The 25344-nt window shown below is 66.2% G+C and carries 28 protein-coding genes; 12 read left to right on the top strand and 16 right to left on the bottom strand.

The genetic code is table 11. The features are described 5' to 3' along the window. Positions 1 to 12: 12 nt before the first annotated feature. Positions 13 to 933: a LysR substrate-binding domain-containing protein gene (locus tag G3N93_RS08385; protein WP_206132772.1), complete on the bottom strand. Its 921-nt coding sequence runs from the start codon at positions 931 to 933 to the stop codon at positions 13 to 15. A 143-nt stretch (positions 934 to 1076) separates the two neighbouring features. On the opposite strand from G3N93_RS08385, the gene G3N93_RS08380 reads away from it, so the two are divergent. After that, positions 1077 to 1892 (top strand): aminotransferase class IV family protein, encoded by an 816-nt coding sequence (locus G3N93_RS08380; RefSeq protein ID WP_206132771.1) that lies wholly within the window; start codon positions 1077 to 1079, stop codon positions 1890 to 1892. Between the two features lie 31 nt (positions 1893 to 1923). On the opposite strand, the gene G3N93_RS08375 is transcribed toward G3N93_RS08380, so the two are convergent. Beyond that, positions 1924 to 2328, bottom strand: coding sequence for a RidA family protein (locus tag G3N93_RS08375; protein ID WP_206132770.1), 405 nt, complete (start codon positions 2326 to 2328; stop codon positions 1924 to 1926). A 152-nt stretch (positions 2329 to 2480) separates the two neighbouring features. Here G3N93_RS08375 and G3N93_RS08370 point away from each other — a divergent pair, with 152 nt between their 5' ends. Then, positions 2481 to 3446, top strand: coding sequence for a LysR family transcriptional regulator (locus tag G3N93_RS08370; RefSeq protein WP_206132769.1), 966 nt, complete (start codon positions 2481 to 2483; stop codon positions 3444 to 3446). Between the two features lie 81 nt (positions 3447 to 3527). On the opposite strand, the gene G3N93_RS08365 is transcribed toward G3N93_RS08370, so the two are convergent. The 11 genes from G3N93_RS08365 to G3N93_RS08315 form a co-directional block, all read right to left on the bottom strand. Further along, positions 3528 to 4040 carry an ureidoglycolate lyase gene (locus G3N93_RS08365; RefSeq protein WP_124583936.1) on the bottom strand — a complete coding sequence of 171 codons (513 nt, stop codon included), beginning with the start codon at positions 4038 to 4040 and terminating at the stop codon, positions 3528 to 3530. Continuing rightward, complete coding sequence (alc, locus tag G3N93_RS08360; protein WP_011352409.1) at positions 4037 to 5050, bottom strand: allantoicase; 1014 nt, start codon at positions 5048 to 5050, stop codon at positions 4037 to 4039. Before alc ends, G3N93_RS08365 begins: the two co-directional genes overlap by 4 nt. Positions 5051 to 5112: 62 nt before the next feature. Beyond that, positions 5113 to 5634 carry a 2-oxo-4-hydroxy-4-carboxy-5-ureidoimidazoline decarboxylase gene (uraD, locus tag G3N93_RS08355; protein ID WP_011352410.1) on the bottom strand — a complete coding sequence of 174 codons (522 nt, stop codon included), beginning with the start codon at positions 5632 to 5634 and terminating at the stop codon, positions 5113 to 5115. Then, entirely contained in the window at positions 5631 to 6584 is a 954-nt protein-coding gene (gene puuE, locus G3N93_RS08350; protein ID WP_174941266.1) for an allantoinase PuuE, read from the bottom strand. Before puuE ends, uraD begins: the two co-directional genes overlap by 4 nt. Positions 6585 to 6732: 148 nt before the next feature. Then, on the bottom strand, positions 6733 to 7524 hold the full coding sequence (locus tag G3N93_RS08345; RefSeq protein WP_206132768.1) for an aspartate/glutamate racemase family protein: 792 nt from the start codon (positions 7522 to 7524) through the stop codon (positions 6733 to 6735). Between the two features lie 10 nt (positions 7525 to 7534). After that, a complete protein-coding gene (locus G3N93_RS08340; RefSeq protein WP_206132767.1) occupies positions 7535 to 9019 on the bottom strand; it encodes an NCS1 family nucleobase:cation symporter-1 in 1485 nt (494 codons plus the stop codon). A gap of 150 nt (positions 9020 to 9169) precedes the next feature. Then, positions 9170 to 9874, bottom strand: coding sequence for a GntR family transcriptional regulator (locus tag G3N93_RS08335; RefSeq protein WP_206132766.1), 705 nt, complete (start codon positions 9872 to 9874; stop codon positions 9170 to 9172). A gap of 307 nt (positions 9875 to 10181) precedes the next feature. After that, positions 10182 to 11120: a muramoyltetrapeptide carboxypeptidase gene (ldcA, locus tag G3N93_RS08330; RefSeq protein WP_174941274.1), complete on the bottom strand. Its 939-nt coding sequence runs from the start codon at positions 11118 to 11120 to the stop codon at positions 10182 to 10184. Positions 11121 to 11232: 112 nt separating this feature from the next. Then, on the bottom strand, positions 11233 to 11829 hold the full coding sequence (tadA, locus tag G3N93_RS08325; protein ID WP_174941659.1) for a tRNA adenosine(34) deaminase TadA: 597 nt from the start codon (positions 11827 to 11829) through the stop codon (positions 11233 to 11235). After that, positions 11826 to 12227: a DnaJ family domain-containing protein gene (locus G3N93_RS08320; RefSeq protein WP_006478536.1), complete on the bottom strand. Its 402-nt coding sequence runs from the start codon at positions 12225 to 12227 to the stop codon at positions 11826 to 11828. The genes tadA and G3N93_RS08320 overlap by 4 nt, the downstream gene beginning before the upstream one ends. 280 nt (positions 12228 to 12507) lie before the next feature. Continuing rightward, on the bottom strand, positions 12508 to 13728 hold the full coding sequence (locus tag G3N93_RS08315) for an MFS transporter (RefSeq protein ID WP_206132765.1): 1221 nt from the start codon (positions 13726 to 13728) through the stop codon (positions 12508 to 12510). A 318-nt stretch (positions 13729 to 14046) separates the two neighbouring features. Here G3N93_RS08315 and G3N93_RS08310 point away from each other — a divergent pair, with 318 nt between their 5' ends. The 8 genes from G3N93_RS08310 (at position 14047) to G3N93_RS08275 (ending at position 20222) form a co-directional block, all read left to right on the top strand. Beyond that, complete coding sequence (locus tag G3N93_RS08310) at positions 14047 to 14817, top strand: GntR family transcriptional regulator (RefSeq protein ID WP_206132764.1); 771 nt, start codon at positions 14047 to 14049, stop codon at positions 14815 to 14817. Next, positions 14814 to 16553 carry a fumarate reductase/succinate dehydrogenase flavoprotein subunit gene (locus tag G3N93_RS08305; RefSeq protein WP_206132763.1) on the top strand — a complete coding sequence of 580 codons (1740 nt, stop codon included), beginning with the start codon at positions 14814 to 14816 and terminating at the stop codon, positions 16551 to 16553. Before G3N93_RS08310 ends, G3N93_RS08305 begins: the two co-directional genes overlap by 4 nt. A gap of 10 nt (positions 16554 to 16563) precedes the next feature. After that, a complete protein-coding gene (locus tag G3N93_RS08300; protein ID WP_006490846.1) occupies positions 16564 to 16809 on the top strand; it encodes a ferredoxin family protein in 246 nt (81 codons plus the stop codon). A 31-nt stretch (positions 16810 to 16840) separates the two neighbouring features. Continuing rightward, positions 16841 to 17836 (top strand): HEAT repeat domain-containing protein, encoded by a 996-nt coding sequence (locus G3N93_RS08295; protein ID WP_206132762.1) that lies wholly within the window; start codon positions 16841 to 16843, stop codon positions 17834 to 17836. Then, positions 17833 to 18120 carry a DUF971 domain-containing protein gene (locus G3N93_RS08290; RefSeq protein ID WP_174988214.1) on the top strand — a complete coding sequence of 96 codons (288 nt, stop codon included), beginning with the start codon at positions 17833 to 17835 and terminating at the stop codon, positions 18118 to 18120. Before G3N93_RS08295 ends, G3N93_RS08290 begins: the two co-directional genes overlap by 4 nt. 97 nt (positions 18121 to 18217) lie before the next feature. Next, positions 18218 to 19102: an NAD(P)-dependent oxidoreductase gene (locus tag G3N93_RS08285; RefSeq protein WP_206132761.1), complete on the top strand. Its 885-nt coding sequence runs from the start codon at positions 18218 to 18220 to the stop codon at positions 19100 to 19102. A gap of 51 nt (positions 19103 to 19153) precedes the next feature. Further along, on the top strand, positions 19154 to 19645 hold the full coding sequence (locus tag G3N93_RS08280; protein ID WP_206122238.1) for an NUDIX hydrolase: 492 nt from the start codon (positions 19154 to 19156) through the stop codon (positions 19643 to 19645). A 112-nt stretch (positions 19646 to 19757) separates the two neighbouring features. After that, a complete protein-coding gene (locus G3N93_RS08275; RefSeq protein ID WP_206122237.1) occupies positions 19758 to 20222 on the top strand; it encodes an acetyltransferase in 465 nt (154 codons plus the stop codon). Positions 20223 to 20349: 127 nt separating this feature from the next. On the opposite strand, the gene G3N93_RS08270 is transcribed toward G3N93_RS08275, so the two are convergent. Next, entirely contained in the window at positions 20350 to 20904 is a 555-nt protein-coding gene (locus G3N93_RS08270) for a TetR/AcrR family transcriptional regulator (RefSeq protein WP_174941672.1), read from the bottom strand. A gap of 96 nt (positions 20905 to 21000) precedes the next feature. On the opposite strand from G3N93_RS08270, the gene G3N93_RS08265 reads away from it, so the two are divergent. After that, on the top strand, positions 21001 to 21666 hold the full coding sequence (locus G3N93_RS08265; RefSeq protein ID WP_206122235.1) for a DJ-1/PfpI family protein: 666 nt from the start codon (positions 21001 to 21003) through the stop codon (positions 21664 to 21666). A 234-nt stretch (positions 21667 to 21900) separates the two neighbouring features. Next, the gene (locus G3N93_RS08260; protein ID WP_174941299.1) at positions 21901 to 22518 is read left to right on the top strand and encodes a PolC-type DNA polymerase III; all 618 of its coding nucleotides are present in this window, start codon (positions 21901 to 21903) and stop codon (positions 22516 to 22518) included. A 155-nt stretch (positions 22519 to 22673) separates the two neighbouring features. Here the strand turns inward: G3N93_RS08260 and G3N93_RS08255 are convergent, their stop codons facing one another. Further along, entirely contained in the window at positions 22674 to 22967 is a 294-nt protein-coding gene (locus G3N93_RS08255) for a hypothetical protein (RefSeq protein WP_174941678.1), read from the bottom strand. A gap of 546 nt (positions 22968 to 23513) precedes the next feature. After that, positions 23514 to 25133, bottom strand: a complete 1620-nt coding sequence (gene guaA / locus G3N93_RS08250; protein WP_206132760.1) for a glutamine-hydrolyzing GMP synthase — start codon at positions 25131 to 25133, stop codon at positions 23514 to 23516. Positions 25134 to 25344 lie beyond the last annotated feature (211 nt).

Here is a 25344-nt window from a genome sequence, read left to right as displayed (position 1 = left end):
CCACCGGCACCGCTACGCGCGCATCGCCGCGACTTCGTCCGCGAGCCAGGCGCGCAAGGCGACGATGCGCGGATCGTCCTGCGTGTGCGTCGGATACACGACGTGATACGCAAGGCCGGGCGCCACCTCGACATTCACGTCGAACAACTGCACGATGCGCCCTTCCGAAAGATCTCGCGCAATCATGTGCGGCTCCGCCAGACCGACCGCCGTACCGTCCGTCACGGCCTGCACGACGTGGCTCGAATCCGGAAACGCGACGCACCGGCTGTCGTCGAAACCGTCGACGCCGGCCGCGGCCATCCACGCCGACCAGCGCGGCCAGGTCACGCCGTCGACTTCACAGTCCGCGTGGCAAAGCGTGTGGCGCAGCAGGTCGCGCGGCTTGCGCAACGGTGTCCCTGAGGACAACAGCGCCGGGCTGCAGACCGCAACGACCGACGTATCGAACAGGCGCTGCGCGCACGCGTCGCGATAACGCCCGGTGCCGAATCGGATCGCCACATCGACATCGTCGTCATCGAAGTCGCGCAACCGGTCGGTGATATCGAACGACAGCTCGAACGCCGGATGCGCAGCCCTGAAACGCGGCAGGCGCGGCAGCAGCCAGTGCGTCGCGAAGCGCGCGCCGACCGACACGCGCAGCTCCGTCTGCTCCCGCGCGATGCGCCGTGCCCGGGCGGTCGCGCGCTGCATCCCCGCCAGCGCTTCGGCGGCCGCAGCAGCCAGCACGACACCGGCCGGCGTCAGCCGGATGCTGCGGCTCGTGCGGACGAACAGGTCCATGTCGAGCTGCGCCTCGATTTCCTTGATCTGGTGACTGACAGCCGCCGGCGTCAGTCCGACCTCGTCGGCCGCCCGCGAGAAATTCAGGTGCCGCGCCGCCGCATCGAACGTCCTCAGCGCGCGCGTACCGGGCCACATGCGTTCCATCGATCTTCAAACCGGATTTGATGACCGTTCCAAAACTACTCGTTTTTCAAGACGCCATCAATCGGCAAACAATAGGCTTTCTTGAAGATGCCGCGAGCCGCCCCGCGCCGCCTCGCCTCGCGGCCGAACCCGGAGATCCATCGATGACCGTTACCCCGTTCCCGTCCGTCGCCCAGCTCAACGGCGTCACCGCCACCCCGGACGCGCTCGCCGCGCTCGCGTTCGCGGGCCATGCGCATTTCACCGCGATGCAGGTACGCGACGGCCACGTGCGCGGCCTCGACCTACATCTCGCGCGGCTGCGCAATGCGTCGAACACGCTGTTCGGCCAGGCACTGCCCGACGACCGGATTCGCACGCTCCTGCGCGCAGCGCTCGATCGTGCGCCGTCGGCGCTGTCGCTGACGGCGACCGTGCATGCGTCAACGGGCGAATTCGTCGCGCCGCGCGACGACGAAACGCTCGACGTGCTGGTCCGCACCGCCGCACCGTCGTCAGGGCCCGCGGGCCCGCTCGATCTCGCGCTGTTCGAATACGAGCGCGTGCTACCAGACATCAAGCACGTCGGCGAAGTCGCGAAGACGCACTTCCTGCGCCGCGCGATCGCGCAGCGTTTCGACGACGCGGCCTTCATCGATCGCCATGGGTGCATCAGCGAAGGCTCGATCTGGAATCTTGCGTTCTGGACCGGCGACGCGGTCGTGTGGCCGGTGGCCGGCATGCTCGGCGGCGTCACGATGCGTATCGTGCGCCGGCAACTGGCGCGCCTGGGCGTCGCGCAGCACGATCGCGAACTGACGCCGGCCGACCTGTCGTCGATGGCCGGCGCCGTCGTGATGAATTCGTGGACGCCCGGGATCGCCGTGCGCCGGTTCGGCACGGCGACGCTGCCGGACGCATCGTCATTCGTCGCGCTGCTGCACCGCGCGTACGAACAGGAGCCGCCGGCCGCACCGTGACGTGCGCCGCCACGGACCGCGGGCGCCCTGCTCACCCTTCAACCGTCTCCGGCAACCGCGCGATCACCTTGATCTCGAACTGGAACCCATACAGCCAGGTCACGCCGACGGCGGTCAGCGTCGGATGCGGCGCATCGCCCCAGTATTCGGGGACGATCTCCCAGATCCGCTCGAACGTCGCTTCGGGATCGACGAGGAACACCGTCACGTCGACGACGTCGTCGAACGTGCAGCCGGCTGCGCGCAGCACCGCAGTCAGGTTGTCGAACGCACGGCGGACCTGCGCGCCCAGTTCCGGCTCGGGCGAGCCGTCCTCGCGGCTGCCGACCTGCCCGGATACGAACAGGAAGCCGTTCGAGCGCACTGCCGGCGAATAGCGGTTGCGGTCGTACAGCGCCTGGCGACCGGGCGGAAAAACCACGCTACGCTTTACCATCTCTTACCTCCTTCGGTTTGTGGGGCGAATCCGCCCCGGCATCAACGATGAAGGCACTTTAAGGACCGTTGCCCGGCGAATAAACCGGCAACCCTGTCCAACACTGTTTGCACGCACCAAACAATATCCGACCGACGCGGAGCCCTGACCCGATGGATCGATTCGACGCAATGCAGGCGTTCGCCCGCGTAGTGGAAGCCGGCAGTTTCACGAAGGCGGCCGAGACGCTGCACATGAGCCGCACCACCGTCACGCAGCTCGTACAACAGCTCGAAGCTCGGCTGCGCGTGAAGCTGTTCAACCGCACCACGCGCAAGGTCGTCGTCACTGCGGACGGCGCCGCGTACTACGACCGCGTCGTGCGGCTGCTGGCCGACATGGACGACGCCGAAACAAGCCTGTCCGCCGCCTCCGCGTCGCCCCGGGGGCGGCTGCGCGTGGACGTGCCGAGCCCGTTCGCGCGCCTGATCCTGATCCCCGCGCTGCCCGGTTTCCACGCGCGCCATCCGGACATCCAGCTCGACATGGGCGTAAGCGACCGCGTGGTGGACGTGATCGGCGAGAACGTCGACTGCGTCGTGCGCGGCGGCGAGCCGACCGACCGCGCGCTGGTCGCGCGTCACGTCGGCGACCTGCGGCTCGGCGTGTATGCATCACCGGCCTATCTCGCACGCGCCGGCATGCCGACGCATCCGGACGAGCTGGAGGACACCCATCACCGGATCGTCGGCTTTCTATGGGCGCGCACCGGCAAGGCGTTGCCGTTTGCGATGGCATGCGACGGCGAGCAGGTCACCGTGCGCGGACGCTACGTGCTCGCGGTCGACGACGGCAATGCGTACCTCGAGGCCGGCCTCGCCGGGTTGGGCATTCTGTGGCTGCCCGACTACATGGCCGCCCGGCATCGCACCCGTGGCGAACTGGTGCCGCTGTTCGAGCAATGGCAGCTCGAACCGATGCCGATGTACGTTGCGTTCCCGCCGAACCGGCACGTCAGCGCAAAGCTGCGTGTGTTCATCGACTGGGTCGCCGAGCTGACGGCGCAGCATGCGCCGGTCACGAACCGGCGGCGCCGCGTCAGCGGCTCGCGCGACGCGCGCAAAACTGCCGCGACCTGAATCACGCCGAATCGACCGCACATAAAAAAACCCGCGCACGATGCGCGGGTTTCGTCAGGCGCTGGCAGAAACGCCGGCGACTCAGGCCGTCAGCGCGTGCAGCGCCTCGTCGGTGAGCCACAGCGATTCCTGCAGGTCCTGCTCGTTCAGGTTCAGGCCGTCGCCGCCGCGATCGACGACGATGAAGTCGCTGACGCCGCCGAGCGCGATCAGCGGGTGATGCCACACGCCCTTCGCATAGTTGACGCCCTGCCACCCGCTCGTCACGAACGCGCGGATGTTCGCCGGATCGAGATCGCCCGCGGGCGCCACGACGACGAGATACGGCTGGTCGTTCAGCGGCACGAAGGCCTGGCTGCCGAGCGGGTGCCGCTCCAGCATCTTCACTTCAAACGGCAGCGTGCGCGGCTGGCCGCGGAACAGGTTGACGAGCGTGCGGCCGTCTTCATCGGTCACGTCGACTTTCGCGAGATCGTGAAAGCGGATCGTGGTGCCGAGGTTGATCGGGATCTGCTTCGCGCCTTCCGTTTCGATCACGTCGCCGAACGGCGCGAACGCTTCCTTGGTCAGCGGTTCGATGGCAAGCGTCTTCATTTGTCGAGCGTCCCCCACAGACGCAGGCGCGACACGCCGCCGTCCGGAATGATGTTCAGTCGCACGTGCGTGACGGGGCCGAGCGACGCGATGTCCTGTTCGAAGTAGTGCTGCTTGTCCATCTGCAGCTTCTGTTCGCCGAGCAGCACGGGCCAGAACATCGACTGCGTGATCAGCGAGCTGTCGGTGCCGCCCGATACGTACGCGGCCTGGATCGAGCAGCGGTCCGGATAGTTGCCCTTGAAGAACGCGGTATCGACTTCGATCTTGCGGATCACGCCAGGCTGCGCGAGCGCGATGATCGCCCAGTCGTTGCCCGGTTCGCGGCGGCGGCGGGTTTCCCAGCCATCGCCCATGTTCACGCCGCGGCCCGGCAGCAGCAGGTTCGACGCGACGCCGAAGTGCTGGTTGTTCGCGGCCACCACGTAGCCGCCGTTTTCCATCGCCGCGAGATCGAACTGCTCGGTCGCGCTCGCGCCGGCCCAGTCGAGCTGCGGCTGGCCGTACACGCGCAGGCGTGCAATGCCGCCGTCCGGGTAGATGTTCACGCGCAGGTGCGTGAAGGCACGCGCATCGCTCGCTTCGACGTAGTGATGGCTGTTGCCCTGCAGCGTCGTCGACGGCACGATCTCGACCCACTCGGTCGCATGCGTCGGCGCGCCGTCGGCCACGAACGCGGCCTCGATCGACGCGGCCGGCGGGAAGTTGCCGGTGAAGTGGCTCGTATCGATGTCGAAGCCCTTGATCACGCCCGGGCGCGCGAGCTTGACGATGCACCAGTCGTAGCCCGTCGTGCGCTTGCGGCGCGTTTCCCAGCCGTCCATCCACTTGCCGTGGTCGTCGTACTTGCCGGGGATGAAGACGGCCGGCTCGGGGTTCAGCATCCGATCCTTCGGCGCGAAGAAATCGTCGCTGGCTTCGAGCGCCTGCGCACCGAGACGCGGGTCGGCAAGATTCACGTAGCGCCGTGTGAAGTCGGGTGCGTTGGGATCGAGAAGCGGAACAGCCATGATGTTTCCTTGTTTCAGTGATGCGATCAGGCCGCTGCGACGCAGCAGGCCGTATTGCGGTGTCAGGCGTCGATCAGGTCGTCGAGGCGGAAGCGCGCGATCCGGTAGATCTGGTCGAGGCTCGCCCGCAGTTCCTCGGTGCGCGAATGATTCACGCGCGACTCGAAGTTCGCGATGATGCCGTGCCGGTCATAGCCGCGCACCGCGAGGATGAACGGGAAACCGAACTTCTCGCGATACGTGCGGTTCAGCGTCAGCAGCTTGTCGAACTCTTCCTGCGTGCACTGGTCGAGGCCCGCGCCGCTCTGCTCGCGCGTCGACTCGGCGGTCAGCTCGCCGCGCACGGCGGCCTTGCCGGCCAGCTCCGGGTGAGCGTTGATCAGTGCGAGCTGGCGCACTTCGCCGCCGGTTTCCACCGCACCCGACATCGTCTTGTGCAGTGCATCGATGCTCGCGAACGGCCGCTCGCCCGCGGCGACTTCGGCCACCCACGGCGAATGTTCGAAAATCCCCGACAACGCCGCGACAAATGCGCTCGGCGCCATCGTGTTCAGTTGTTCCAACGTGTAGCGCATCGCCTTCATGCTTTCCCTTCGTTTCGATGATTGGGCTGATACGGATGATGTTCACGCCAGTGACGCGCGATATCGACACGGCGCGTCACCCATACGCGATCGTGCTTCTCGATGTGATCGAGGAAACGCTGCAGCCCGCGGAACCGGCCCGGCCGGCCGAGCAACCGGCAGTGCATGCCGATCGACAGCATCTTCGGCGCTTCGTCGCCCTCCGCGTACAGCACGTCGAATGCGTCGCGCAGGTAGTCGAAGAAGTGATCGCCGGTGTTGAAGCCCTGCGGCGTCGCAAAGCGCATGTCGTTCGTGTCGAGCGTGTAAGGCACGATCAGCTGCGGCGATTTCTTGCCGCCGGTGACTTCGACGTCCATCCAGAACGGCAGGTCGTCGCCGTAGTTGTCGGAGTCGTACAGGAAACCGCCGTATTCCGCGACGAGGCGGTGCGTATTGGGACTGTCGCGGCCGGTGTACCAGCCGAGCGGGCGCTCGCCCGTCACGCGCTCGATCGCTTCCATCCCGAGGCGCATGTGCTCGGCCTCGAGTTCCGGCGTCATGCTCTGGTAGTGAATCCAGCGCCAGCCGTGACATGCGATTTCATGGCCCAGCTCGACGAATGCGCGCGCGAGCTCCGGGTGGCGTTCGATCGCCATGCCGACGCCGAACACCGTCAGCGGCATCCCGCGCTTCTCGAATTCGCGCAGGATGCGCCACACGCCGGCCCGCGAACCGTATTCGTAGATCGACTCCATGCTCATGTGGCGGTCGGGATACGCGGCCGCGCCAACGATTTCCGACAGGAACTGCTCGGAGCCCGGATCACCGTGCAGCACGCAGTTCTCGCCCCCCTCCTCGTAGTTCAGCACGAATTGCACGGCGACGCGGGCGCGCCCCGGCCAGTTCGCCTGAACGGGATGGCGGCCGTAGCCGATCAGGTCGCGAGGATAGTTGGGATCGAGTGACATGGTTCGAAGTGCGGCGAAAGCTCGCTGAAATAATGGGTTCGCATCGACAGCGCGGGTGCCGGCGGCCGGCTGCGCAAGCCGATGCGATGACGGCCCAGTGTAGCGAAAACGCCCATACGCGCCCATACAGCGGCGCAGATAGTGCGTGTCAGACGGTGTGTATGTGCGGTTGCGGCAAATTCGGCACCGGTTCCGCCTCATCCCCGTCCGGCGGGCTGAAGCGGGCGAACGCGCCGTCGTAGCGCTTCGGCAGCGGCCGCGCGTAGTCGCCGCGCTTCGCGGTCGCGAGGCGCAGCGCGACGAGCGCCTCGGCCCATTTGACGGCCGCCGTGACGCCCTCGACCACCGGTGCGCCGATCTGCTGCTCGATCTCGTGCGCGAACTCGGCCATCCCCGCGCAACCGAGCACGATCGCGTCGGCGCCGTCCTCGTCGAGTGCGCGCCGGCATTCGTCGACGATGATCCGGCGCGCGGCCGAGCCCGGCCGGTCGAGCTCGAGCACCGCGACGTCGGTCGCGCGCACGTTGCGGCAGAACCGCTTCATTCCGTAGCGCTCCGCGAGGTGCCACGCCATCCCGCAGGTGCGGGCGAGCGTCGTGACGACCGAGAAGCCCGGCGCGAGCACGCTCGCCGCATGCATCGCGGCCTCGGCGATGCCGATCACCGGCCCGCGTGCGAGCTCGCGCGCCGCGTAGAGGCCGGGATCGCCGAAGCATGCGATCACGTACGCGTCGCAGTCGTCGCGCTCGCCCTGCACGATTTCGGCGAGCAGCCCCGGCGTCGCGAGCGCCTCGTCGTAATAGCCTTCGATCGACGGCGGCCCCATCGACGGGCTCACCGCGACGATCTCTGTACCGGCCGCCGCGATCTCGCGTGCGCAGCGGCCCATCGCGTCGGTCATTCGCTGGGTCGTATTCGGATTGATCAGTCGGATCTTCATCTCACGCTCCTCAGGCCTTCGTGCTCACGAGCAACCGGTAGAACACGAAACCGAGCCCCGCGCCGATGAACCACGAGAAGTTCGCAACGCCCTGCCAGCCCGGCACCATCACGCAGACGATCGCGATCACCGCGGCCGGCAACAGCGCGGCTAGCGCACGGCGGTTCACGCCACCCGTGTACCAGTACGTGCCGCTTTCCGACATCGTGTACAGGTCGTCGCGCACGAGCCGGCCGCGCTTGACGAGGTAGAAGTCGGCAATCAGCACACCATACAGCGGGCCGATGAACGCACCGAGCACGTCGAGCGTGTAGTGGATCACGGCCGGGTTGTTGAACAGGTTCCACGGCGTGATGAAGATCGACGCGACCGCCGCGAGCATCCCGCCCGCGCGCCAGCTGATCAGGCGCGGTGCGACGTTCGAGAAGTCGAACGCGGGCGACACGAAGTTCGCGACGATGTTGATGCCGATCGTCGCGATCGTGAAGGTCAGCGCCCCGAGGATCACCGCGGTCGGATGGTCGATGCGGCCGACCGTCTCGACGGGATCGGTGATGAGTTCGCCGAATACCGGCAGCGTCGCGGCCGTCGTGATCACCGTGACGAGCGAGAACGCGAGGAAGTTGACCGGCAGCCCCCAGAAATTGCCGCGCTTCACTTCGCCGAACGAGCGGCAGTAGCGCGAGAAATCGCCGAAATTCAGCATCGGCCCGGAGAAGTACGACACGACCAGCGATACGGCCGTGATCATCACCGGAATCACTTCCGCGCCGTGGTACTTCACGCCGCCGAGGTTGATGCCGATGTTGCGCCAGCCCGCGCGCCACACCATGTAGCCGGCGAGGATGAACATCACCACGTAGACGGCCGGCCCCGCGAAGTCGATGAACTTCTTGATCGTCTCCATCCCGTTCCAGAACACGAACGCCTGGAGCACCCACAGCAGCATGAAGCCGGCCCAGCCGACTGCCGACAGCCCGAGGAAGCCGTAGCGATGCACGTCCGCGTACGGCAGCCACTGCGGGAAGAATTTCAGCACGACGATCACGAGCGCGCTCGATGCGAGATAGGTCTGGATGCCGTACCACGCGATCGCGATCAGCCCGCGGATCACGGCCGGTACGTTCGCGCCGAGCACGCCGAACGTCGCACGGCACGCGACCGGATACGGCACGCCGATCTGCTGGCTCGGCCGCGCGATCAGGTTGCACAGCAGGTTCACGAAGCCGATCCCGACGATCAGCGCGATCAGCACCTGCCAGCTCGTCAGCCCGAGCGCGAACAGGCTGCCCGCGAACACGTAGCCGCCGACGCTGTGCACGTCCGACATCCAGAATGCGAAGATATTGTATGAACCCCATGTCTGATTTTTCAGGGGTGCCAAATCTTCGTTGTACAGATGTTCACTGTAACCATTCGGCAGTGTCGGGTCGCCGCCCTCGCCGCCTTCTTCCGCCGGATAGGCGCTGTCGTGCGCCACACTGAACTGAGCCATGACTTCTCCTTGACGCGGCCGGGCGGCCGCTCCACCGTCATCGATATCGCTCCGGATCGACGCCCGGAGTCGGACCAGCGGCCCACGGCAAACGCCGCGGGCCTGCATTTCGCTCGTTCTTGTGGCGCGCGGCCGGGTTCGCGTCGCCGCTCAGGCGCCGCCGAACACTTCGCGCAAATCGACCTGCCCTTGTGCGGGCCGGTCCAGCATCTTCAGTTCGACATGCTGCAGATGGTGCGCCATCAGCGTCACCGCCCGCTCCGGATCGCCCGCCTCCAGCGCGGAGAGGATCTCGTCGTGGTCGTCGCACGAACACGGGCTGCGCCCGTGCGACTCGTACAGCGCCGACATCAGCGTCGAGCGTGCGACGAGCCCTTCGAGGCACTCGCTGAGCGTCGCATTGCCCATCAGCGTGGCGAGCGTCGTATGGAATTCGCCCGACAGGCGGATCCAGGCCGCGAAGTCCTGCCGCTGGAACGCCTTGCGTTCCTTCTCGATCAGCGAAGCGACGCCCTTCAGCCGCTTCGCGCCGGGCCCGGTCGCAAGCCGCTCGACCACGGCGAGCTCGATGATCCGGCGCATCTCGAACACCTCGTGCACGTCCTGCAGCGTCGGACTCGCGACGAACGCGCCGCGGTTCGGCTCGAGATCGACCAGCTTGTCGGTCGCGAGCTGCGCGAGCGCCTGGCGGATCGCCCCGCGCTTCACGTTGAACACGTCGCAGAGCTGCGCCTCCGTCAGCTTCGCGCCCGGCGCGAGCCGATGCTCGAGGATCGCCGTGCGGATCCGCTCGGCGATCGCTTCGGGACTGGCTGCACCGGACGGGTGGGATTCAGGCTCGTTCATGATCGGCATCGTGTGATGATCCTCATCCTAGGGCGGACATAAAGATTGTCAACAATTCTTTTCCGACATTGCGCACAATCGGCGTGCATCGGTGCGACCCCGTTCGGTGCACGATGCGTCGAATCCATGCATGACAAGGCTTGGACGTACGACAGAGGCCATTCTCGTCGTATACCCTCCCGGCCATTTTGTTGACAAAACTGGTGCAAGATCGGGCGTGGACCCTGCTGGCGTCGACGAAAAATGCAGACCGTTAGTTGCACGCTTACATAAAGAAAAAGGCGGGAAACCCGCCTTTCGATCGACTGCGCCCACCTCAACCGAGGTGCGGATAGTCCGACAAAGTGAGGCGGAAACCGTGCGCATTCGCGACCAGTTGCGCCTGCGCGCCGAACGGCAGCGTCAGCAGATCGGGCACGTGGCCGAACTGGAGCCCCGTCACGACCGGGATGCCGACCACCTCACGCACCTGGTCGATCATCGCCTGCATGTCGTAGCCGTTGTCGTACTCGAACGGCCGCGCGCCGGTGAACTGACCGAGCACGAGCGCCTGCTGGCGCGCGAGCAGCCCCGACAGGTGCAGTTGATAGATCATCCGTTCGATCCGGAACGGCTGCTCGTTGACGTCCTCGATGAACAGGATGCCGCCTTCGATGTCCGGCATGTACGGTGTGCCGACCAGCGACGTGAGGATCGCGAGGTTGCCGCCCCACAGCGTGCCCGTCACGTTCACGCTTTGCACCTGCGGCGCGTCGGCGATGATCGTCGTACTCGGCTGCGTCAGCGTCTGCCAGAAGTGCTGCATCGTGAAATCGCTCGGCGTTTCCGCGCCGAAGTCGGCGGACAGCATCGGGCCGCCGAACGTCTTGATGCGCGCCTTCGCGTACAACGCGAGCTGGAGCGCCGTGAAGTCGCTGTGACCGACCAGCGCGACCGGCTGGTCGCGCAGCCTGCGCTCGAGCCCCCGATAGTCGAGCCCGTGCAGGATGCGTGCGGCGCCGTAGCCGCCGCGCACCGCGAGCGCGATGTCCGGCAGCGGCCGCTCGGGATCGGCAAGGCGGTTCAGGTCGCCTGCCCGCTCGCCGTCGGTGCCGCCGAACCGCTGAAAGCGCCGCTGTGTCGCTTCGATGTTCTCGATGCGGTGCTGCGCGGTGCTGAGGCGCTCGAGCGCGCGATTGATCGCGTCCGGGTCGTGCGGATAGCCGGAAGGCGCAAGCAGGCGGATGGTGTAGGACGCGGCGGGCTGGAAGGACATGGCGATGAGAGGTGTCGGGTCGTCAAACCTGCTTAGAGGGTCCGAACCGTCTCCGGTTCACGGAACCGTGCGCGGCCCGGCTCGCACCGTGCGACGGGCGCGGCGGGCGCGCCTATGACGCGCCGGATTCGGCGTCGCGGGTGAGCCGTGCTTCGCGCAGCGCGCGACGGCGCTCGGCGAAGAACGACTTCAGCGCGGCGCCGCACTCGTCGGCGAGCACGCCGCCGGTCACTTCGGTATGGTGGTTCAGCTGCGGGTTCGCAAACGCGTCGATCACGCTGCCGCACGCGCCCGTCTTCGGATCGGCGGCGCCGTAGACCACCCGCGCGATGCGCGCATGCATGATCGCGCCCGCGCACATCAGGCACGGCTCGAGCGTCACGTACAGCTCGCAGCCGGGCATCCGGTAATTCTGCAGATGCTGCGCGGCCATGCGCAGCGCGGCCATTTCCGCATGGGCCGACGGGTCGTGCCCGCCGATCGGATGGTTGAAGCCGCGTGCAATCACTTCGTCGCCACGCACGAGCACCGCGCCAACCGGCACTTCGCCGGCCGCGCGCGCCTCTTCGGCCGCAGCCTGCGCAAGACGCATGAAATGCAGGTCGCGCGCCGATACGGGCGCGGCTTCGGGAACGGGGGATTCAGCGGCGGGTTCGGTCGCCGGGGCGGCTGCCGACCGGGCTGCGTCGTGCAGCGCGTCGGACGTCACATCGGCCCCGCTTCGGCGGACGCTTCGTCGAGCCCGCGCTCGCACAGGCGTTCCGCGATGCGCCGGCAGTAGTCGCGCGGCATCACCATCGGGCCACCGCGCAGCGATTCGAGCGCCATGTCGAGTGCGAGGATCTTTGCCTGCAGCCGGCACCGCGCGGCACGGTCGCTGACCGCCTGCACTTCGTCATGCAGATTGCGCAGTGCGCGCAATTGCTCGACGGCCGGCGGCACGAAGCCCGCATTCTTCAGGATACGGTTGGCCACCCGCACCTCCTCGGGCACGAGCAGGTCGTCATCCAGCGCCTGCGGCGCGCCGGTACCCGGCAAATCGTCGAACTCGCCCCGCGCGGCGGCGGCGGCAATACGTTGTTCGACCAGGGCGTCAAGCAATCTCATCAGTCAATCGGAACAATGCGGCAGGCCGAATTCTAGCAGGGTGACGCGGGTATGACAGGCCCTTCGAATATATGCTCGATATTGCGTTTTTTAGGGGCCGAATCGCGACGCATGCATACCGATCGGTCTCATTTGCCGCTCTGCTGCGCCGCAGCGGGCTGCGGGCCGTTCGGACACCCGTCAACGTGCACGGTGTCGGGCCCTGATTTTTTCTTCGGCAGCGCGGGCCACGCCGCGCCGATCCGGTGAAACGGAAGCCGCCCCCGCCTCCGTCGCCGGGTCACGCGGCCACCGTTTCCGGTCGCGCTTTCGCGAACGGGCGGAACATCGTCGCCATCAGGAATGCGCCCACGCCGATCGCGAACGAACCGACGTACAGCCAGCCGTAGCTGCCGAACGTATCGACGATCAGGCCGCCGGCCACGGGGCCCGCGGCCATCCCGAGGCTGCCGGCCATCGCGCAGCCGCCGATCACGGTGCCCATCATCCGCAGCGGGAAGTTCTCGCGCGCCAGCACCGAATACAGCGGCATCACGCCCGCATAAATGAAGCCGAACAAGGTCGCGACCGCGTAGAACCCGTCGAGCGTGCGCACGAAATCGTACCCGAGCGCGCCAAGCGCCTGGGCAAGCAGCCCGGCTACCAGCATGCGCTTCGCGCCGATGCGGTCGCCCAGGATCCCGAACGCGATCCGGCCGCCCATGCCGGCGAGCCCTTCGACGCTGTAGATCGACACCGCGACGATCAGCGGGATCCCGCACGTCACCGCGTAGCTGACCGTATGGAAGATCGGGCCCGAATGCGTCGCGCAGCAGAAGAAGTTGGTCAGCAACAGCACGATGAACTGCGGCGAGCGCAGCGCATCCGCGACCGACATCGCCGCAGGCTCGCCGGCGGGCGCCGACACCGCTGGAGCCGCATGCGCGCCGTCCAGCACGGGTGCCCGGCGCACCAGCAGCGACACCGGAATCATCACGACGGCCGCCAGCGCCGCAATCAGCAGCATCGACGTGCGCCAGTCGCGCACCGACACGAGCCATGCGGCCAGCGGAGCCATCGTCATCGGCGCCATCCCCATGCCGGCCGACACGAGCGACACCGCGAGGCTGCGGTGCGTGTCGAACCAGCCCGTCACGCACGCCATCATCGGCGCGAATATCGCAGCCGTCGCGCCGCCGACAGCGAGACCGAAAGTGAGCTGGAACGCGAGCAGCGACGGCGCGCGGCTCGCCAGCGCCAGGCTTGCCGACAGCAGGACGGCGCCCGTGATGACGACCGGGCGCGTGCCGATGCGGTCCGACAGGCTGCCCCACGCCATGCTCGCGAAGGCCATCGCGATGAAGCCGAGCGTCATCGCGCTGGAAATGCCGGTCATCGACCAGCCCGTGTCGCGCGCGATCACGCGCAGGAACACCGGCAGCGAAAACATCGCGCCGATCGCGATGCAGCCCATCAGGCCGCCCGCGGCGACGATGACCCAACGGTATCGGGAATCCGGCATGGGGTGCCTCCTTGTCGTGACGGCCATCTTCGGAAACCGGGCGCCACCAGCGTGGCGCAATACCCGGTCGACATGGATACGACGGGCGACGCATCGGGAAATCGACATGCGCGGCACACGCGCCGCCGTCTTTTTTATTGTCCGCCGATCCGCCCGCAACGGGCGGATCGGGCCGACACCCCATGCCGGATCGTCCGTTAGGTCTGTCCCTTGTCGCCGCGCTTTTCCGGAATCGGAAAGTCGAAATCAGAAATCGTTGGTTGGGGTGCGCGATCGCGCTGACTACACTCGAGCGATCTTGTCATAACAAGTTGACCGATGACCTCCCCCAACGTCGTGCCGCTGTCGGCGGCCCCGCTCTACGTGCAGATCAAGGACACGCTGCGCGCGCGCATTCTCGACGGCACCTATGCGCCGCACAGCCGGATGCCGTCCGAGCACGAACTCTGCGCGATGTTCGACGTCAGTCGCATCACGGTGCGCCAGGCGCTCGGCGACCTGCAAAAGGAAGGACTGCTGTTCAAGCTGCACGGCAAGGGCACCTTCGTATCGAAGCCGAAGGCATTCCAGAACGTGACGTCGCTGCAGGGCTTCGCCGAGGCGATGTCGTCGATGGGCTACGAGATCGTCAACCAGGTGCGCAGCTTCCGCACCGTCAAGGCCGATCGCCATCTCGCGACGAAGCTGAACGTGCCCGAAAGTGCGCCGCTCGTCGAGATTCATCGCGTGCGGCTGCTGAATCGCGAGCCCGTGTCGCTCGAACAGACCTGGGTGCCCGAAGCCCTCGGCAAGCGTCTCGCGGGCGCCGATCTCGCGACCCGCGACATTTTCCTGGTCCTGGAAAACGACTGCGGCATCGCGCTCGGCCATGCCGACGTGTCGATCGACGCGATCCTCGCCGACGACGAGATCGTCGATGCGCTGCACGTCGAGGAAAGCAGCCCCGTGCTGCGCATCGAGCGCCTCACGCACGACGCGTCGGGCGCACCGATCGACTACGAATACCTCTACTTCCGCGGCGACGCCTTCCAGTACCGGCTGCGGATCGACCGACAGAAACCGCGCAAACCTGCAAGGAAACAGCGATGACTACCCATGTGCTCGAATACGACATCGTCGTGGTCGGCGGCGGCACCGCCGGCCCGATGGCGGCGATCAAGGCGAAGGAGCGCGACCCGTCCCTGCGCGTGCTGCTGCTCGAAAAAGCCAACGTGAAGCGCAGCGGTGCGATCTCGATGGGGATGGACGGCCTGAACAATGCGGTGATCCCGGGGCATGCGACGCCCGAGCAATACACGCGCGAGATCACGATCGCCAACGACGGGATCGTCGACCAGGAAGCCGTGTACGCGTACGCGACGCACAGCTTCGCGACGATCGAGCAGCTCGACCGCTGGGGCGTGAAGTTCGAGAAGGACGGCACCGGCGACTACGCGGTGAAGAAGGTCCATCACATGGGCTCGTACGTGCTGCCGATGCCGGAAGGACACGACATCAAGAAGGTGCTGTACCGGCAGCTGAAGCGCGCGCGCATCGCGATCACGAACCGGATCGTCGCGACGCGCGTGCTGACCGACGCGCAGGGCCGCGCGAGCGGCGTACTCGGCTTCGACTGCCGCACCGCCGAATTCCACGTGATCCGCGCGAAGGCCGTGATTCTCTGCTGTGGCGCGGCCGGCCGCCTCGGCCTGCCGGCCTCGGGCTACCTGATGGGCACGTACGAGAACCCGACCAACGCGGGCGACGGCTATGCGATGGCGTATCACGCCGGTGCCGCGCTCGCGAATCTCGAATGCTTCCAGATCAATCCGCTGATCAAGGACTACAACGGCCCCGCGTGCGCGTACGTCACCGGCCCGCTCGGCGGTTTCACCGCGAACGGCAAGGGCGAACGCTTCATCGAATGCGACTACTGGAGCGGCCAGATGATGTGGGAGTTCTACCAGGAACTGCAAAGCGGCAACGGCCCCGTGTTCCTGAAGCTCGACCATCTCGCGGAAGAAACCATCCAGACGATCGAGCAGATCCTGCATACGAACGAGCGGCCGAGTCGCGGCCGCTTCCATGCGGGGCGCGGCACCGACTACCGCAGCCAGATGGTCGAAATGCACATCTCCGAGATCGGCTTCTGCAGCGGCCACAGCGCATCGGGCGTGTACGTGAACGCGCGCGCGGAGACAACGGTGCCCGGGCTCTACGCGGCCGGCGACATGGCGGCCGTCCCGCACAACTACATGCTCGGCGCATTCACGTACGGCTGGTTTGCCGGGCAGAATGCGGCCGACTACGTGGCCGGCCGCGAGCATGCGCCGGTGGACGACGAACAGGTTGCCACCGAACGCACCCGCGTGCTCGCCCCGTTGCTACGCGAGCGCGGCCTGGCGCCGGCGCAGGTCGAATACAAGCTGCGTCGCATGGTGAACGACTATCTGCAACCGCCGAAGGTGACGCGCAAGATGGAAATCGGGCTGCAACGCTTCGACGCCATTACTGAGGATATCGAATCGATCAAGGCAAACCATCCACACGAACTGATGCGCGCCGCCGAAGTGCGCGCGATTCGCGACTGCGCGGAAATGGCCGCGCGCGCGTCGCTGTTCCGCACCGAGAGCCGCTGGGGGCTGTACCACCATCGCGTCGACTTTCCGCATCGCAACGACGCCGAATGGTTCTGCCACACCTGGCTGCGCAAGGACGCCGACGGCGCGATGCGCAGCGAGAAACGGCCGGTGGAACCATACGTCGTGCCGCTTGCCGACGACGATCGCGCCGCCTACACGAATCTGCGCATCCGCGAACCGGCCGTGCTCGCGGCCGCCCTTTGAGGATCCTGCCATGCCCCATACCCCGCACGACATTTTCCAGCGCAGCAGCGCACCCGTGACGATTGACGAATCCCTGTGCATCGCCGACAAGGGTTGCACCGTCTGCGTCGACGTGTGCCCGCTCGACCTGCTCGCAATCGACGTGACCAAAGGCAAGGCCTATATGCAGTTCGACGAATGCTGGTACTGCATGCCGTGCGAGCGCGACTGCCCGACCGGCGCGGTCAAGGTCGACATCCCTTACCTGCTGCGCTAGCCACGTCCCTCAACGCCCTCTCCAGCCGCCCATGACCGACTCCTCCTTCGCTGCCGCGTTGCCCCGTGCACACGCCTCCGACGAAGCCGCACTCGTCGCCCGCCTCGCCGCGCCCGATGCCGCCGTGCGCCGCGTCGCACTGTTCGAACTCGCCGATCTCGAGGACCCCGGATTCGTGCCCGCTTTCATCGCCGCACTGCGCGACGATCCGTCGGCCGACGTGCGCGGCGAAGCCGCCCGCGTGCTCGGTGCGTGGGAGCAGCCCGACGTCGTCGACGCACTGTGCGGTGCCTTGCTCGATCCGGACGACGACGTGCGCGCCGCCGCGGCGCAAAGCCTGTCCGAGCTGAAGGACGTGGCCTCGGGCGCGGTGCTGTGTCAATGGGCCGCCCGGCCCGAACCGATCGTGCGTCGTGCCGTGCTACGCGGATTGCGCGAATTGCGCGACCCCGACGCATTCGCGCCCGCGCTGCACGCGCTCGACGCCGAACACGCGGCGGTGCGCGCCGAAGCCGTGACGGTGCTCGGCTGGCTCAAGGATCCGCGTGCGCTGCCGCCGCTCGCACGCATCGCGACATCCGATGCCGCTGCGGATGTTCGACGTGTTGCGGTCGGCGCGATCGGTTTCGCGGCGCCCGACGATGCATCCACCATCCACGCACTGTTCGTCGCACTACGCGACCACGAATGGCAGGTGCGCGAGGAAGCGGCCACGACGCTCGGCAAGCTGCGCGTTGCGACCGCGCGCGAACCCCTCGTCGCGGCGCTCGACGACGACTACTGGCAAGTGCGCTTGCGTGCCGCGCGTGCGCTCGGGCAACTGCGCGATGTGGCCGCGGCGCCGGCCGTCGTCGCGCTGCTGTCGCATGCGATCAGCAACCTGCGCAAGGAAGCCGCGCTTGCGCTCGGTGAATTGCGCGACCGCACGACGTTGCCCGCGCTGACCCGCGCTCTGGAGGATCACGATCCGGAAGTCCGCAAGGCCGTGCGGATCGCGATCCGGCAAATCGACGAGACGCCGCAATGATCTCTCCGACCGAAATCGTGCTCGATCATTCGGCGCGCATGTTGACACTCCGCTGGCCGGAGGGTCACACGCAACGCATCGGCTATGCACAGCTGCGCGTTGATTGCCCGTGTGCGGAATGCCGAAAGATCCGGCTCGACGGCGGTCGTGTCGATACGCGGCCCGACCTGACGCTGGATCGCCTTGAAGCAGCCGGCTACGGCATCCGCGCGGTGTTCGGCGACGGTCACGCCCGTGGCATCTATCCGTGGCCGTATCTGGCGGACATGACGGCGCGGCCGTGACGTGGCTCGCACGGGAGCGCGGACGAAATAGCGGGCATGCGGAAACGCTGCGATACTGACGCCCACGATCGTCTCCACCCACCGTGGGAGCCAGAACATGCAAACCGCAGTCGGATTCATCGGCCTCGGCGTGATGGGCACGCCGATGGCGCTCAATCTTGCGCGGGCCGGCACGCCGCTCGTCGTGTGGAGCCGATCGCACGGCAGTGACGATGCGCTGCGCGACGCCGGTGCACGCGTGGCCGAGCACGCAGACGACGTGTTCGCGACCTGCGGCACCGTGATCCTGATGCTCGCGAACGACGCGGCGATCGACGCCGTCCTCGCGCGCAGCACGCCCGGTTTCGCCGCCCGTGTCGGCGGACACACCATCGTGAACATGGGCACGAACGCACCCGAGTATTCGCGCGCGCTGGCCGACGACATCGCTGCCGCGTCGGGCCGTTATGTCGAAGCGCCCGTGTCGGGGTCGCGCAAGCCGGCCGAAGCCGGGCAACTCGTCGTGATGCTCGCCGGCGCACCGGACGACGTCGACGCCGTCCGCGCGCTCGTGACGCCGCTGTGCCGCGACAGCTTCGTGTGCGGCGACATCCCGTCGGCGCTGACGATGAAGCTCGCCGTGAACCTGTTCCTGATCACGATGGTCACCGGCCTGACCGAAGCCACGCACTTCGCGCAACGCCACGGCATCGATCTCGCCCGCTTCGCCGACGTGCTGAATGCGGGCCCGATGGCGAGCGACGTGTCGCGCGTGAAGCTAGGCAAGCTCGTCACCGCGGATTTCTCGGTGCAGGCCGCGATCACCGACGTGCTGAAGAATGCACGCCTCGTCGCCGAATCCGCGCGCGGCATCGGCATCGCATCGCCACTGCTCGACATCTGCCACGCGCTGTACGGCGAGACCGAGCGGGCCGGACATGGCGCGGACGACATGGTCGCCGTGATCCATGCGATCGAGCAGCGCACCGACGACGCGCGGTGAATCGTCGCCGGCCGCCCCACCCACTCGAACGCACCCGCACGCAGATCCATCATGTCCGATTCGCCCCGCCCATCGACCGACGCCATCGCTTCCGTCCGCCCGGTTCCCGCCGTGATCGGCATCGTCCTGCGGGAGCGCGACGTGCTACTGGTACGCCGCGCCAATCCGCCCGATGCGGGCTGCTGGGGCTTTCCTGGCGGCAAAATCGAAGCGGGGGAATCGATTGCGAACGCGGTCGTGCGCGAGATCGCCGAAGAAACCACCGTCGACGTCGAAGCGCTCGACGCCTTTACCGCGCTGGATGCGTTCGATTACGATGCTGACGGCGACGTGCGTCAGCATTTCGTCATGGTCGCGGTGCTGTGCCGATGGCTGCACGGCACGCCTGCCGCCGGCGACGATGCGCTCGACGCGGGCTGGTTCGATCTCGCCGAGCTCGATCGCGATGATTTGCCGATGAGCGCGGGGGTTCGTGACGTCGCACGACGCGCGATCGAGCGCGCGGCGGATCTTGGCGACGCACAGCGTCCGGCCAACGCCTGAATACCTGAAACACCGCCGTCTTTCTCGCAGCCCTTGCGAGCGGCCCGATCGGGCCATGACGGTGTCGGCTACCCGCCGAACTTCCCATTACAAATCGAAGATGGGCCAAACCATGATCAGAATTCGCAAGTCCACCCAGGCCGACGGCGCACGCGTGCTGGATATCTGGCGCAACGCGGTCGACGCCACGCACCACTTCCTGAGCGACGACGACCGTCGCGCGATCGAATCCGAAGTCGTCGCGTTCCTGCCCGGTGCGCCGCTCGATCTCGCCGTCGACGATACCGACCGCGCGATCGGCTTCATGCTGCTCGACGGGAGTCACATGGAGGCGCTGTTCGTCGATCCCGCTCACCACGGCGCGGGTGTCGGGCGCCTGCTCGTCGAAGATGCGCTCAAGCGTCATCCCGACCTGTCGACCGACGTCAACGAGCAGAACGAATCGGCAGCGGGGTTCTATGAACGGCTCGGCTTCGAGCGCACCGGGCGATCGGCGCTCGATGGACAGGGACGCGCCTATCCGCTGATTCACCTGCGCTATCGCGCGAAACCGTCATCCTCGCCGCAGCACGCATAACCGTGACCAGCGCGGGAAATCGCGCCGCCCTTCACGTCATGCGCATCGGGCACTCGAACGCAGCTACCTGATACCGAATCCTCTCCACGCATGCAGCACGAGCACCGGCACACGGCCACGTGACGCGTCATGCGCGACGCATCGGCAGCACGCGTTCGACCATTGCAACCGCGCGCTGCATGAACCCGTTGAACCGGTCGGCATCGCGCCGCAGCCCGGCCTGTTGTCCACCGATCAGGCACAAGTGCACGGCCTGCCCGACGATCTCGGCCTCGCCTGCCGTACGCACCAGCCGGCGTGACGTCTCGACCGCAAACGCGAGCCGCGCCGCGTCGACGCGTTGCTGGAATTCCGCGACCAGCGGATCGTGCAACGCCCATGCGCGAATCGCGATTTCACGCCCGGGCCGCTTTTCGGCGGCAATGCGCAGATAGCGCGCCAGCGTGTCGCCGGCACCGCGGCCGTCCGCCGCATACGCAAGCATGCGCGCGGTGTAGTCGTCCTCCCACGCGGTCAGCAACGTCCTGACGAAGTCCTCGCGATTGCGGAAGTGGTGATAGAACGATCCGCGGGTCACGTTCAGCCGGCGCGCAAGGCTTTCGGCCGAAATGCCCGCATACCCTTCCCCGTCGAGGGCGTCGAAGCCCGCTGCAATCCAGTCGTTTCGCGTCAGTGTGCTCATCGTCATCGCCATACAGGCTGTGTATGGTGCGGCATGGACAGATAGGCTGCGAACTCTATCACGGCCGCCGCCGCTTCCGGCTGCGCGCCACTACGCATGGAGTCCACCTTGAAAGACATCGCGCTCGTCGCATTCGACCGCTTCACCGACATCGACCTGTTCCTGATGTGGGACATTCTCGGCCGCAACAACCGGGACTGGCGCGTCCGGATTCTGGGCGCACAGCCGGTGCTGCATTCCGCACATGGCCTGGCCATCCCGACGCACGGCCCGCTCGCCGACGCCAATCACGCCGACGCAGTCCTTTTTTCGAGCGGCAAGGAAGGCGTCCCGGCCGCACTCGCCCATCCTGATTTCCTGCCGTCGTTCGATCTCGATCCCGAACGCCAGCTTGTCGGGTCGATCTGCGGCGGGGCCTTCATTCTCGAGCGGCTCGGGCTGCTGCCGCAGCGCCGCGCCACGACGCATCCCGACGCGCGGAAGGGTTTGCAGGCACTTGAGCTGGACGTGCCGGAACAGCCGCTGGTATGCCACGGCAACGTCGCGACCGCAGGCGGGTGCCTTGCGTCGGTCTATCTGACAGGATGGCTGGTGGAATCGCTGTTCGATGCGGACAAGCGGCGCGAGACGCTGCTGCCCGTGCTGCCTGCCGGACAACGGGAGATTTACGAGGATCTGATCGAGTTCAGCATCAGGCAGGGTGCGGGACAAGCCACCGGCGCGATCCGGATGGTTGAAGGTAAAAACGGGATAACGGCATGACGCGCGGATCAATGCGCTGCCGATAGTCGGCAACCAGCCCCCTGTTGCATCGTCGTGCGTGCTGCCGAGCCAACGGCGGACCGAGACGAATTCACGAGCAGCCCCGATCGTCGCTCGGGCCAGCGTTCGCCGCACGGATGGTCGTTTCTCGGGCTGAACGAGCCTGTCGCGGGCCTGGAGATGCTAACCTCTCGGCCACTCTAACGACACCGCGTGAAGCAACAGGATTCAACCATGCAAACCGTTGCGGTACTGGACTTCGAAACAACCGGACTGTCGCCGAATATGGGCGACCGAGCGACCGAAATCGCCGTCATCCTGCTCCGGGACGGACAAGTCGTCGACCGTTTCCAGAGTCTGATGAATGCAGGCAGACGGATACCGTCGGATGTCGTCGCGCTGACCGGCATCACGAACGAGATGATTGCATCGGCGCCCCCTGCGTCGAAAGTCATGCAGGAAGCGGCAGCGTTCGTCGGCAAGCATGCCGTCGTCGCCCACAACGCCGGTTTCGACAAGCGGTTCTGGCAGTCAGAGCTCGGGATTCTCGGCATGTCGGCCGAGCATGCCTTTGCGTGCACGATGCTCGTGGCGCGACGCATCTACCCGGATGCCCGGAGTCACCGCCTGTCGAGCCTGGTGGATATGCTGCGGTTGCCCAAATCGGGCCGTGCGCACCGGGCGATGGTCGATGCCGAGATGGCCGGTCACCTGTGGTGCCGGCTGCAGCACGACATATCGCGGACTTACGGGCTGAATCGCATCGATCACGCGCTCATGACGCGTGTGCAGGCCACGGCCAAGGCAAAAGTGCCGACGTACCTGCGTTCGCTCGTGGGCTCGCACGCGTGAGCATCCGGGTCGCGATGGTTCTGACTCGCGCAATCCATTGATGCAAAACGGCTTGGCAACCTGCCAAGCCGTTTGCTTGTCGCGACAGTCTTCCGGTTGATTCCGTCGTGCCCTGCCACCAGGCTGACCAACCGAGTCGCGACTTATTTTTCGTACTATGCAAGGCCGATAAGGAGCACCTTGAGGGCACCGCCATGCTTGAGGTCGCCCAGATAGGCCACGACCTTCTGCTTCTGTCCAAGCGCTGTGAGCGCGTTTCCGATCTGGATCAGCAACGCCGTGTTCGAGGCATTCACGTAAAACGAATTCCCGCCCTCGTTATTGAGCATGAAAGGAAGGTTATCCTGACTGTCCCAATAGCCCAGCTGAATTGACTCAACGTCTACCCGTTTCAAATCGTCCGCCTGCTCCGCGAACTTCTGAATTTCGCTGACATTTTCGTTCGACATGACAATTTCTCCTGCAGTGAGTTGAAAGAAAGCCGAAAACCAGGGTCGTATAGACCGAATCTGGCTTGCGCGCATCACGCATCGATAACATTCATCACCCTCTCCGCGGTGGCCTGGATCCGCCATCCACGAAGCGTCCTGCCGGTAAGAAATTAGGCTGAGCGCGCGGAGCAATCAATTACACTCGATTACACTCGCGGCGAAATTGGGGAGTGGCAGCACGTCGTTTTCCGACGGCGCCATCAAGCGGCGTTGTTACGCACGCGGACGCTGTTCCAGATCCGCGCCTTTTGCGCCGCAATTGATTGCGGGTTCCGATCGAGCACGGCATGGTGCAGTCGATGCGCGGAGCCGCTGGTTGAACGAGCGCGGAAATAAAGGCATCCGCGACACCTGATGGCGCACGAATGTTGTCGGTGTGTTCCAGTCGATGAAACACGCAATCCGCGCAATGCTCCAATCCGGCCAAAAACAAAAAAGCCCGCAGTGAAGCGGGCTTTGATGTGTTCTGCTGTCAGGTTGTACCGGCACGTGCCGGACGTCCAGTTATTCCCACTCGATCGTCGCCGGCGGCTTGCCCGAGATGTCGTACACCACACGGTTGATTCCGCGCACCTCGTTGATGATCCGGTTCGACGCGCGGCCGAGCAGCGCGTACGGCAGGTGCGCCCAGTGTGCGGTCATGAAGTCGGTCGTCTGCACCGCGCGCAGCGACGTCACGTAGTCGTACGTGCGGCCATCGCCCATCACGCCCACCGACTTGACCGGCAGGAACACCGCAAACGCCTGGCTCGTCAGGTCGTACCAGCTCTTGCCGACATCGGCTTCGCCGCACAGGCCGGCAGCCGCATCGTGCGCGGTCGCGGTCGTGTTGCGCAGTTCCTCGATGAAGATCGCGTCCGCGCAGCGCAGCAGATCCGCGAACTCGCGCTTCACTTCGCCGAGAATCCGCACGCCGAGGCCCGGGCCCGGGAACGGATGGCGGTACACCATCTCCGGCGGCAAGCCGAGCGCGACACCCAGCTCGCGCACTTCGTCCTTGAACAGGTCGCGCAGCGGCTCGAGCAGCTTGAGGCCGAGCGTTTCCGGCAGGCCGCCGACGTTGTGGTGGCTCTTGATCGTCGTTGCCTTCTTCGTCTTCGTGCCGCCCGATTCGACCACGTCCGGATAGATCGTGCCCTGCGCGAGCCACTTCGCCTTCGACAGCTTCTGCGCCTCGGCCTGGAACACCTCGACGAACTCGCGGCCAATGATCTTGCGCTTCGCTTCCGGATCGGTCACGCCGGCCAGGTGGCCGAGGAACTGTTCGGACGCGTCGACGTGCACGACCTTCGCGTGCAGGCGGCCCTCGAACATGTCGAGCACCATCTTGCCTTCGTTCAGGCGCAGCAGGCCGTGGTCGACGAACACGCAGGTGAGCTGATCGCCGATCGCGCGATGGATCAGCGCAGCGGCGACGCTCGAATCCACACCACCCGACAGGCCGAGAATCACTTCCTCGTCACCGACCTGCTCGCGGATCTTCGCGACGGCTTCCTCGATGTGGTTGCTCATGATCCAGTCGGGCTTCGCACCGGCGATCTGCAGCACGAAGCGCTCGATGATCTGGCGGCCCTTGACCGTGTGCGTGACTTCCGGATGGAACTGCACCGCGTAGTAGCCACGCGCCTCGTCGGCCATGCCGGCGATCGGGCAGCTCGGCGTCGACGCCATCAGCGCGAAGCCCGGCGGCAGCTCGGCAACCTTGTCGCCGTGGCTCATCCAGACCTTCAGCATCCCGTGGCCTTCGTCCGTCTTGAAGTCCTCGATGCCGTCGAGCAGGCGCGTATGGCCATGCGCGCGCATTTCCGCGTAACCGAATTCGCGGTGGTCGCTCCACTCGACCTTGCCGCCGAGCTGCACGGCCATCGTCTGCATGCCGTAGCAGATGCCGAGCACCGGCACGCCGAGATCCCACACGGCCTGCGGCGCGCGCAGCTGATGGTCTTCGTAGGTGCTCGCGTGGCTGCCCGACAGGATCACCGCCTTCGGCGCGAACTCGCGGACGAAGTCGTCGGACACATCGTTCGGATGGATTTCGCAGTAGACGTGCGCTTCGCGCACGCGTCGCGCAATCAGTTGGGTGACTTGCGAACCGAAGTCGAGAATCAGGATTTTGTCGTGCATGGCTGCGGACGGGATGAAGAGAATAAGAAAAGCAGCGCATCATTTGCATCATGCGCTGCGTCAATAGCATGGACAGCGGCGTCGGGCGGAAGGCAGCACGCGCGACGCATCGCCGGTCAATCCTGCATCGGCGGGCGTTCGTCGAGTGCGACGCCGCCTGACGCTCGACTGGAACCGGATGAAGCCGGCGACGATGCCGAAGGCGCCGCGG

This window comes from Burkholderia sp. Se-20378 (genome assembly GCF_017104665.1).
Lineage (GTDB): Bacteria > Pseudomonadota > Gammaproteobacteria > Burkholderiales > Burkholderiaceae > Burkholderia > Burkholderia lata.
The sequence above is the reverse complement of the archived record's forward strand: the minus strand, read 5'-3'. Positions and strand labels throughout refer to the sequence as shown.

What these genes read in the sequence shown, in the direction of transcription:
- G3N93_RS08385 (WP_206132772.1), bottom strand. Translation starts at nt 933, where the DNA reads ATGGAACGCATGTGGCCCGGTACGCGCGCGCTGAGGACGTTCGATGCG.
- G3N93_RS08380 (WP_206132771.1), top strand. Translation starts at nt 1,077, where the DNA reads ATGACCGTTACCCCGTTCCCGTCCGTCGCCCAGCTCAACGGCGTCACC.
- G3N93_RS08375 (WP_206132770.1), bottom strand. Translation starts at nt 2,328, where the DNA reads ATGGTAAAGCGTAGCGTGGTTTTTCCGCCCGGTCGCCAGGCGCTGTAC.
- G3N93_RS08370 (WP_206132769.1), top strand. Translation starts at nt 2,481, where the DNA reads ATGGATCGATTCGACGCAATGCAGGCGTTCGCCCGCGTAGTGGAAGCC.
- G3N93_RS08365 (WP_124583936.1), bottom strand. Translation starts at nt 4,040, where the DNA reads ATGAAGACGCTTGCCATCGAACCGCTGACCAAGGAAGCGTTCGCGCCG.
- alc (WP_011352409.1), bottom strand. Translation starts at nt 5,050, where the DNA reads ATGGCTGTTCCGCTTCTCGATCCCAACGCACCCGACTTCACACGGCGC.
- uraD (WP_011352410.1), bottom strand. Translation starts at nt 5,634, where the DNA reads ATGAAGGCGATGCGCTACACGTTGGAACAACTGAACACGATGGCGCCG.
- puuE (WP_174941266.1), bottom strand. Translation starts at nt 6,584, where the DNA reads ATGTCACTCGATCCCAACTATCCTCGCGACCTGATCGGCTACGGCCGC.
- G3N93_RS08345 (WP_206132768.1), bottom strand. Translation starts at nt 7,524, where the DNA reads ATGAAGATCCGACTGATCAATCCGAATACGACCCAGCGAATGACCGAC.
- G3N93_RS08340 (WP_206132767.1), bottom strand. Translation starts at nt 9,019, where the DNA reads ATGGCTCAGTTCAGTGTGGCGCACGACAGCGCCTATCCGGCGGAAGAA.
- G3N93_RS08335 (WP_206132766.1), bottom strand. Translation starts at nt 9,874, where the DNA reads ATGCCGATCATGAACGAGCCTGAATCCCACCCGTCCGGTGCAGCCAGT.
- ldcA (WP_174941274.1), bottom strand. Translation starts at nt 11,120, where the DNA reads ATGTCCTTCCAGCCCGCCGCGTCCTACACCATCCGCCTGCTTGCGCCT.
- G3N93_RS08320 (WP_006478536.1), bottom strand. Translation starts at nt 12,227, where the DNA reads ATGAGATTGCTTGACGCCCTGGTCGAACAACGTATTGCCGCCGCCGCC.
- G3N93_RS08315 (WP_206132765.1), bottom strand. Translation starts at nt 13,728, where the DNA reads ATGCCGGATTCCCGATACCGTTGGGTCATCGTCGCCGCGGGCGGCCTG.
- G3N93_RS08310 (WP_206132764.1), top strand. Translation starts at nt 14,047, where the DNA reads ATGACCTCCCCCAACGTCGTGCCGCTGTCGGCGGCCCCGCTCTACGTG.
- G3N93_RS08305 (WP_206132763.1), top strand. Translation starts at nt 14,814, where the DNA reads ATGACTACCCATGTGCTCGAATACGACATCGTCGTGGTCGGCGGCGGC.
- G3N93_RS08300 (WP_006490846.1), top strand. Translation starts at nt 16,564, where the DNA reads ATGCCCCATACCCCGCACGACATTTTCCAGCGCAGCAGCGCACCCGTG.
- G3N93_RS08295 (WP_206132762.1), top strand. Translation starts at nt 16,841, where the DNA reads ATGACCGACTCCTCCTTCGCTGCCGCGTTGCCCCGTGCACACGCCTCC.
- G3N93_RS08290 (WP_174988214.1), top strand. Translation starts at nt 17,833, where the DNA reads ATGATCTCTCCGACCGAAATCGTGCTCGATCATTCGGCGCGCATGTTG.
- G3N93_RS08285 (WP_206132761.1), top strand. Translation starts at nt 18,218, where the DNA reads ATGCAAACCGCAGTCGGATTCATCGGCCTCGGCGTGATGGGCACGCCG.
- G3N93_RS08280 (WP_206122238.1), top strand. Translation starts at nt 19,154, where the DNA reads ATGTCCGATTCGCCCCGCCCATCGACCGACGCCATCGCTTCCGTCCGC.
- G3N93_RS08275 (WP_206122237.1), top strand. Translation starts at nt 19,758, where the DNA reads ATGATCAGAATTCGCAAGTCCACCCAGGCCGACGGCGCACGCGTGCTG.
- G3N93_RS08270 (WP_174941672.1), bottom strand. Translation starts at nt 20,904, where the DNA reads ATGAGCACACTGACGCGAAACGACTGGATTGCAGCGGGCTTCGACGCC.
- G3N93_RS08265 (WP_206122235.1), top strand. Translation starts at nt 21,001, where the DNA reads ATGGAGTCCACCTTGAAAGACATCGCGCTCGTCGCATTCGACCGCTTC.
- G3N93_RS08260 (WP_174941299.1), top strand. Translation starts at nt 21,901, where the DNA reads ATGCAAACCGTTGCGGTACTGGACTTCGAAACAACCGGACTGTCGCCG.
- G3N93_RS08255 (WP_174941678.1), bottom strand. Translation starts at nt 22,967, where the DNA reads ATGTCGAACGAAAATGTCAGCGAAATTCAGAAGTTCGCGGAGCAGGCG.
- guaA (WP_206132760.1), bottom strand. Translation starts at nt 25,133, where the DNA reads ATGCACGACAAAATCCTGATTCTCGACTTCGGTTCGCAAGTCACCCAA.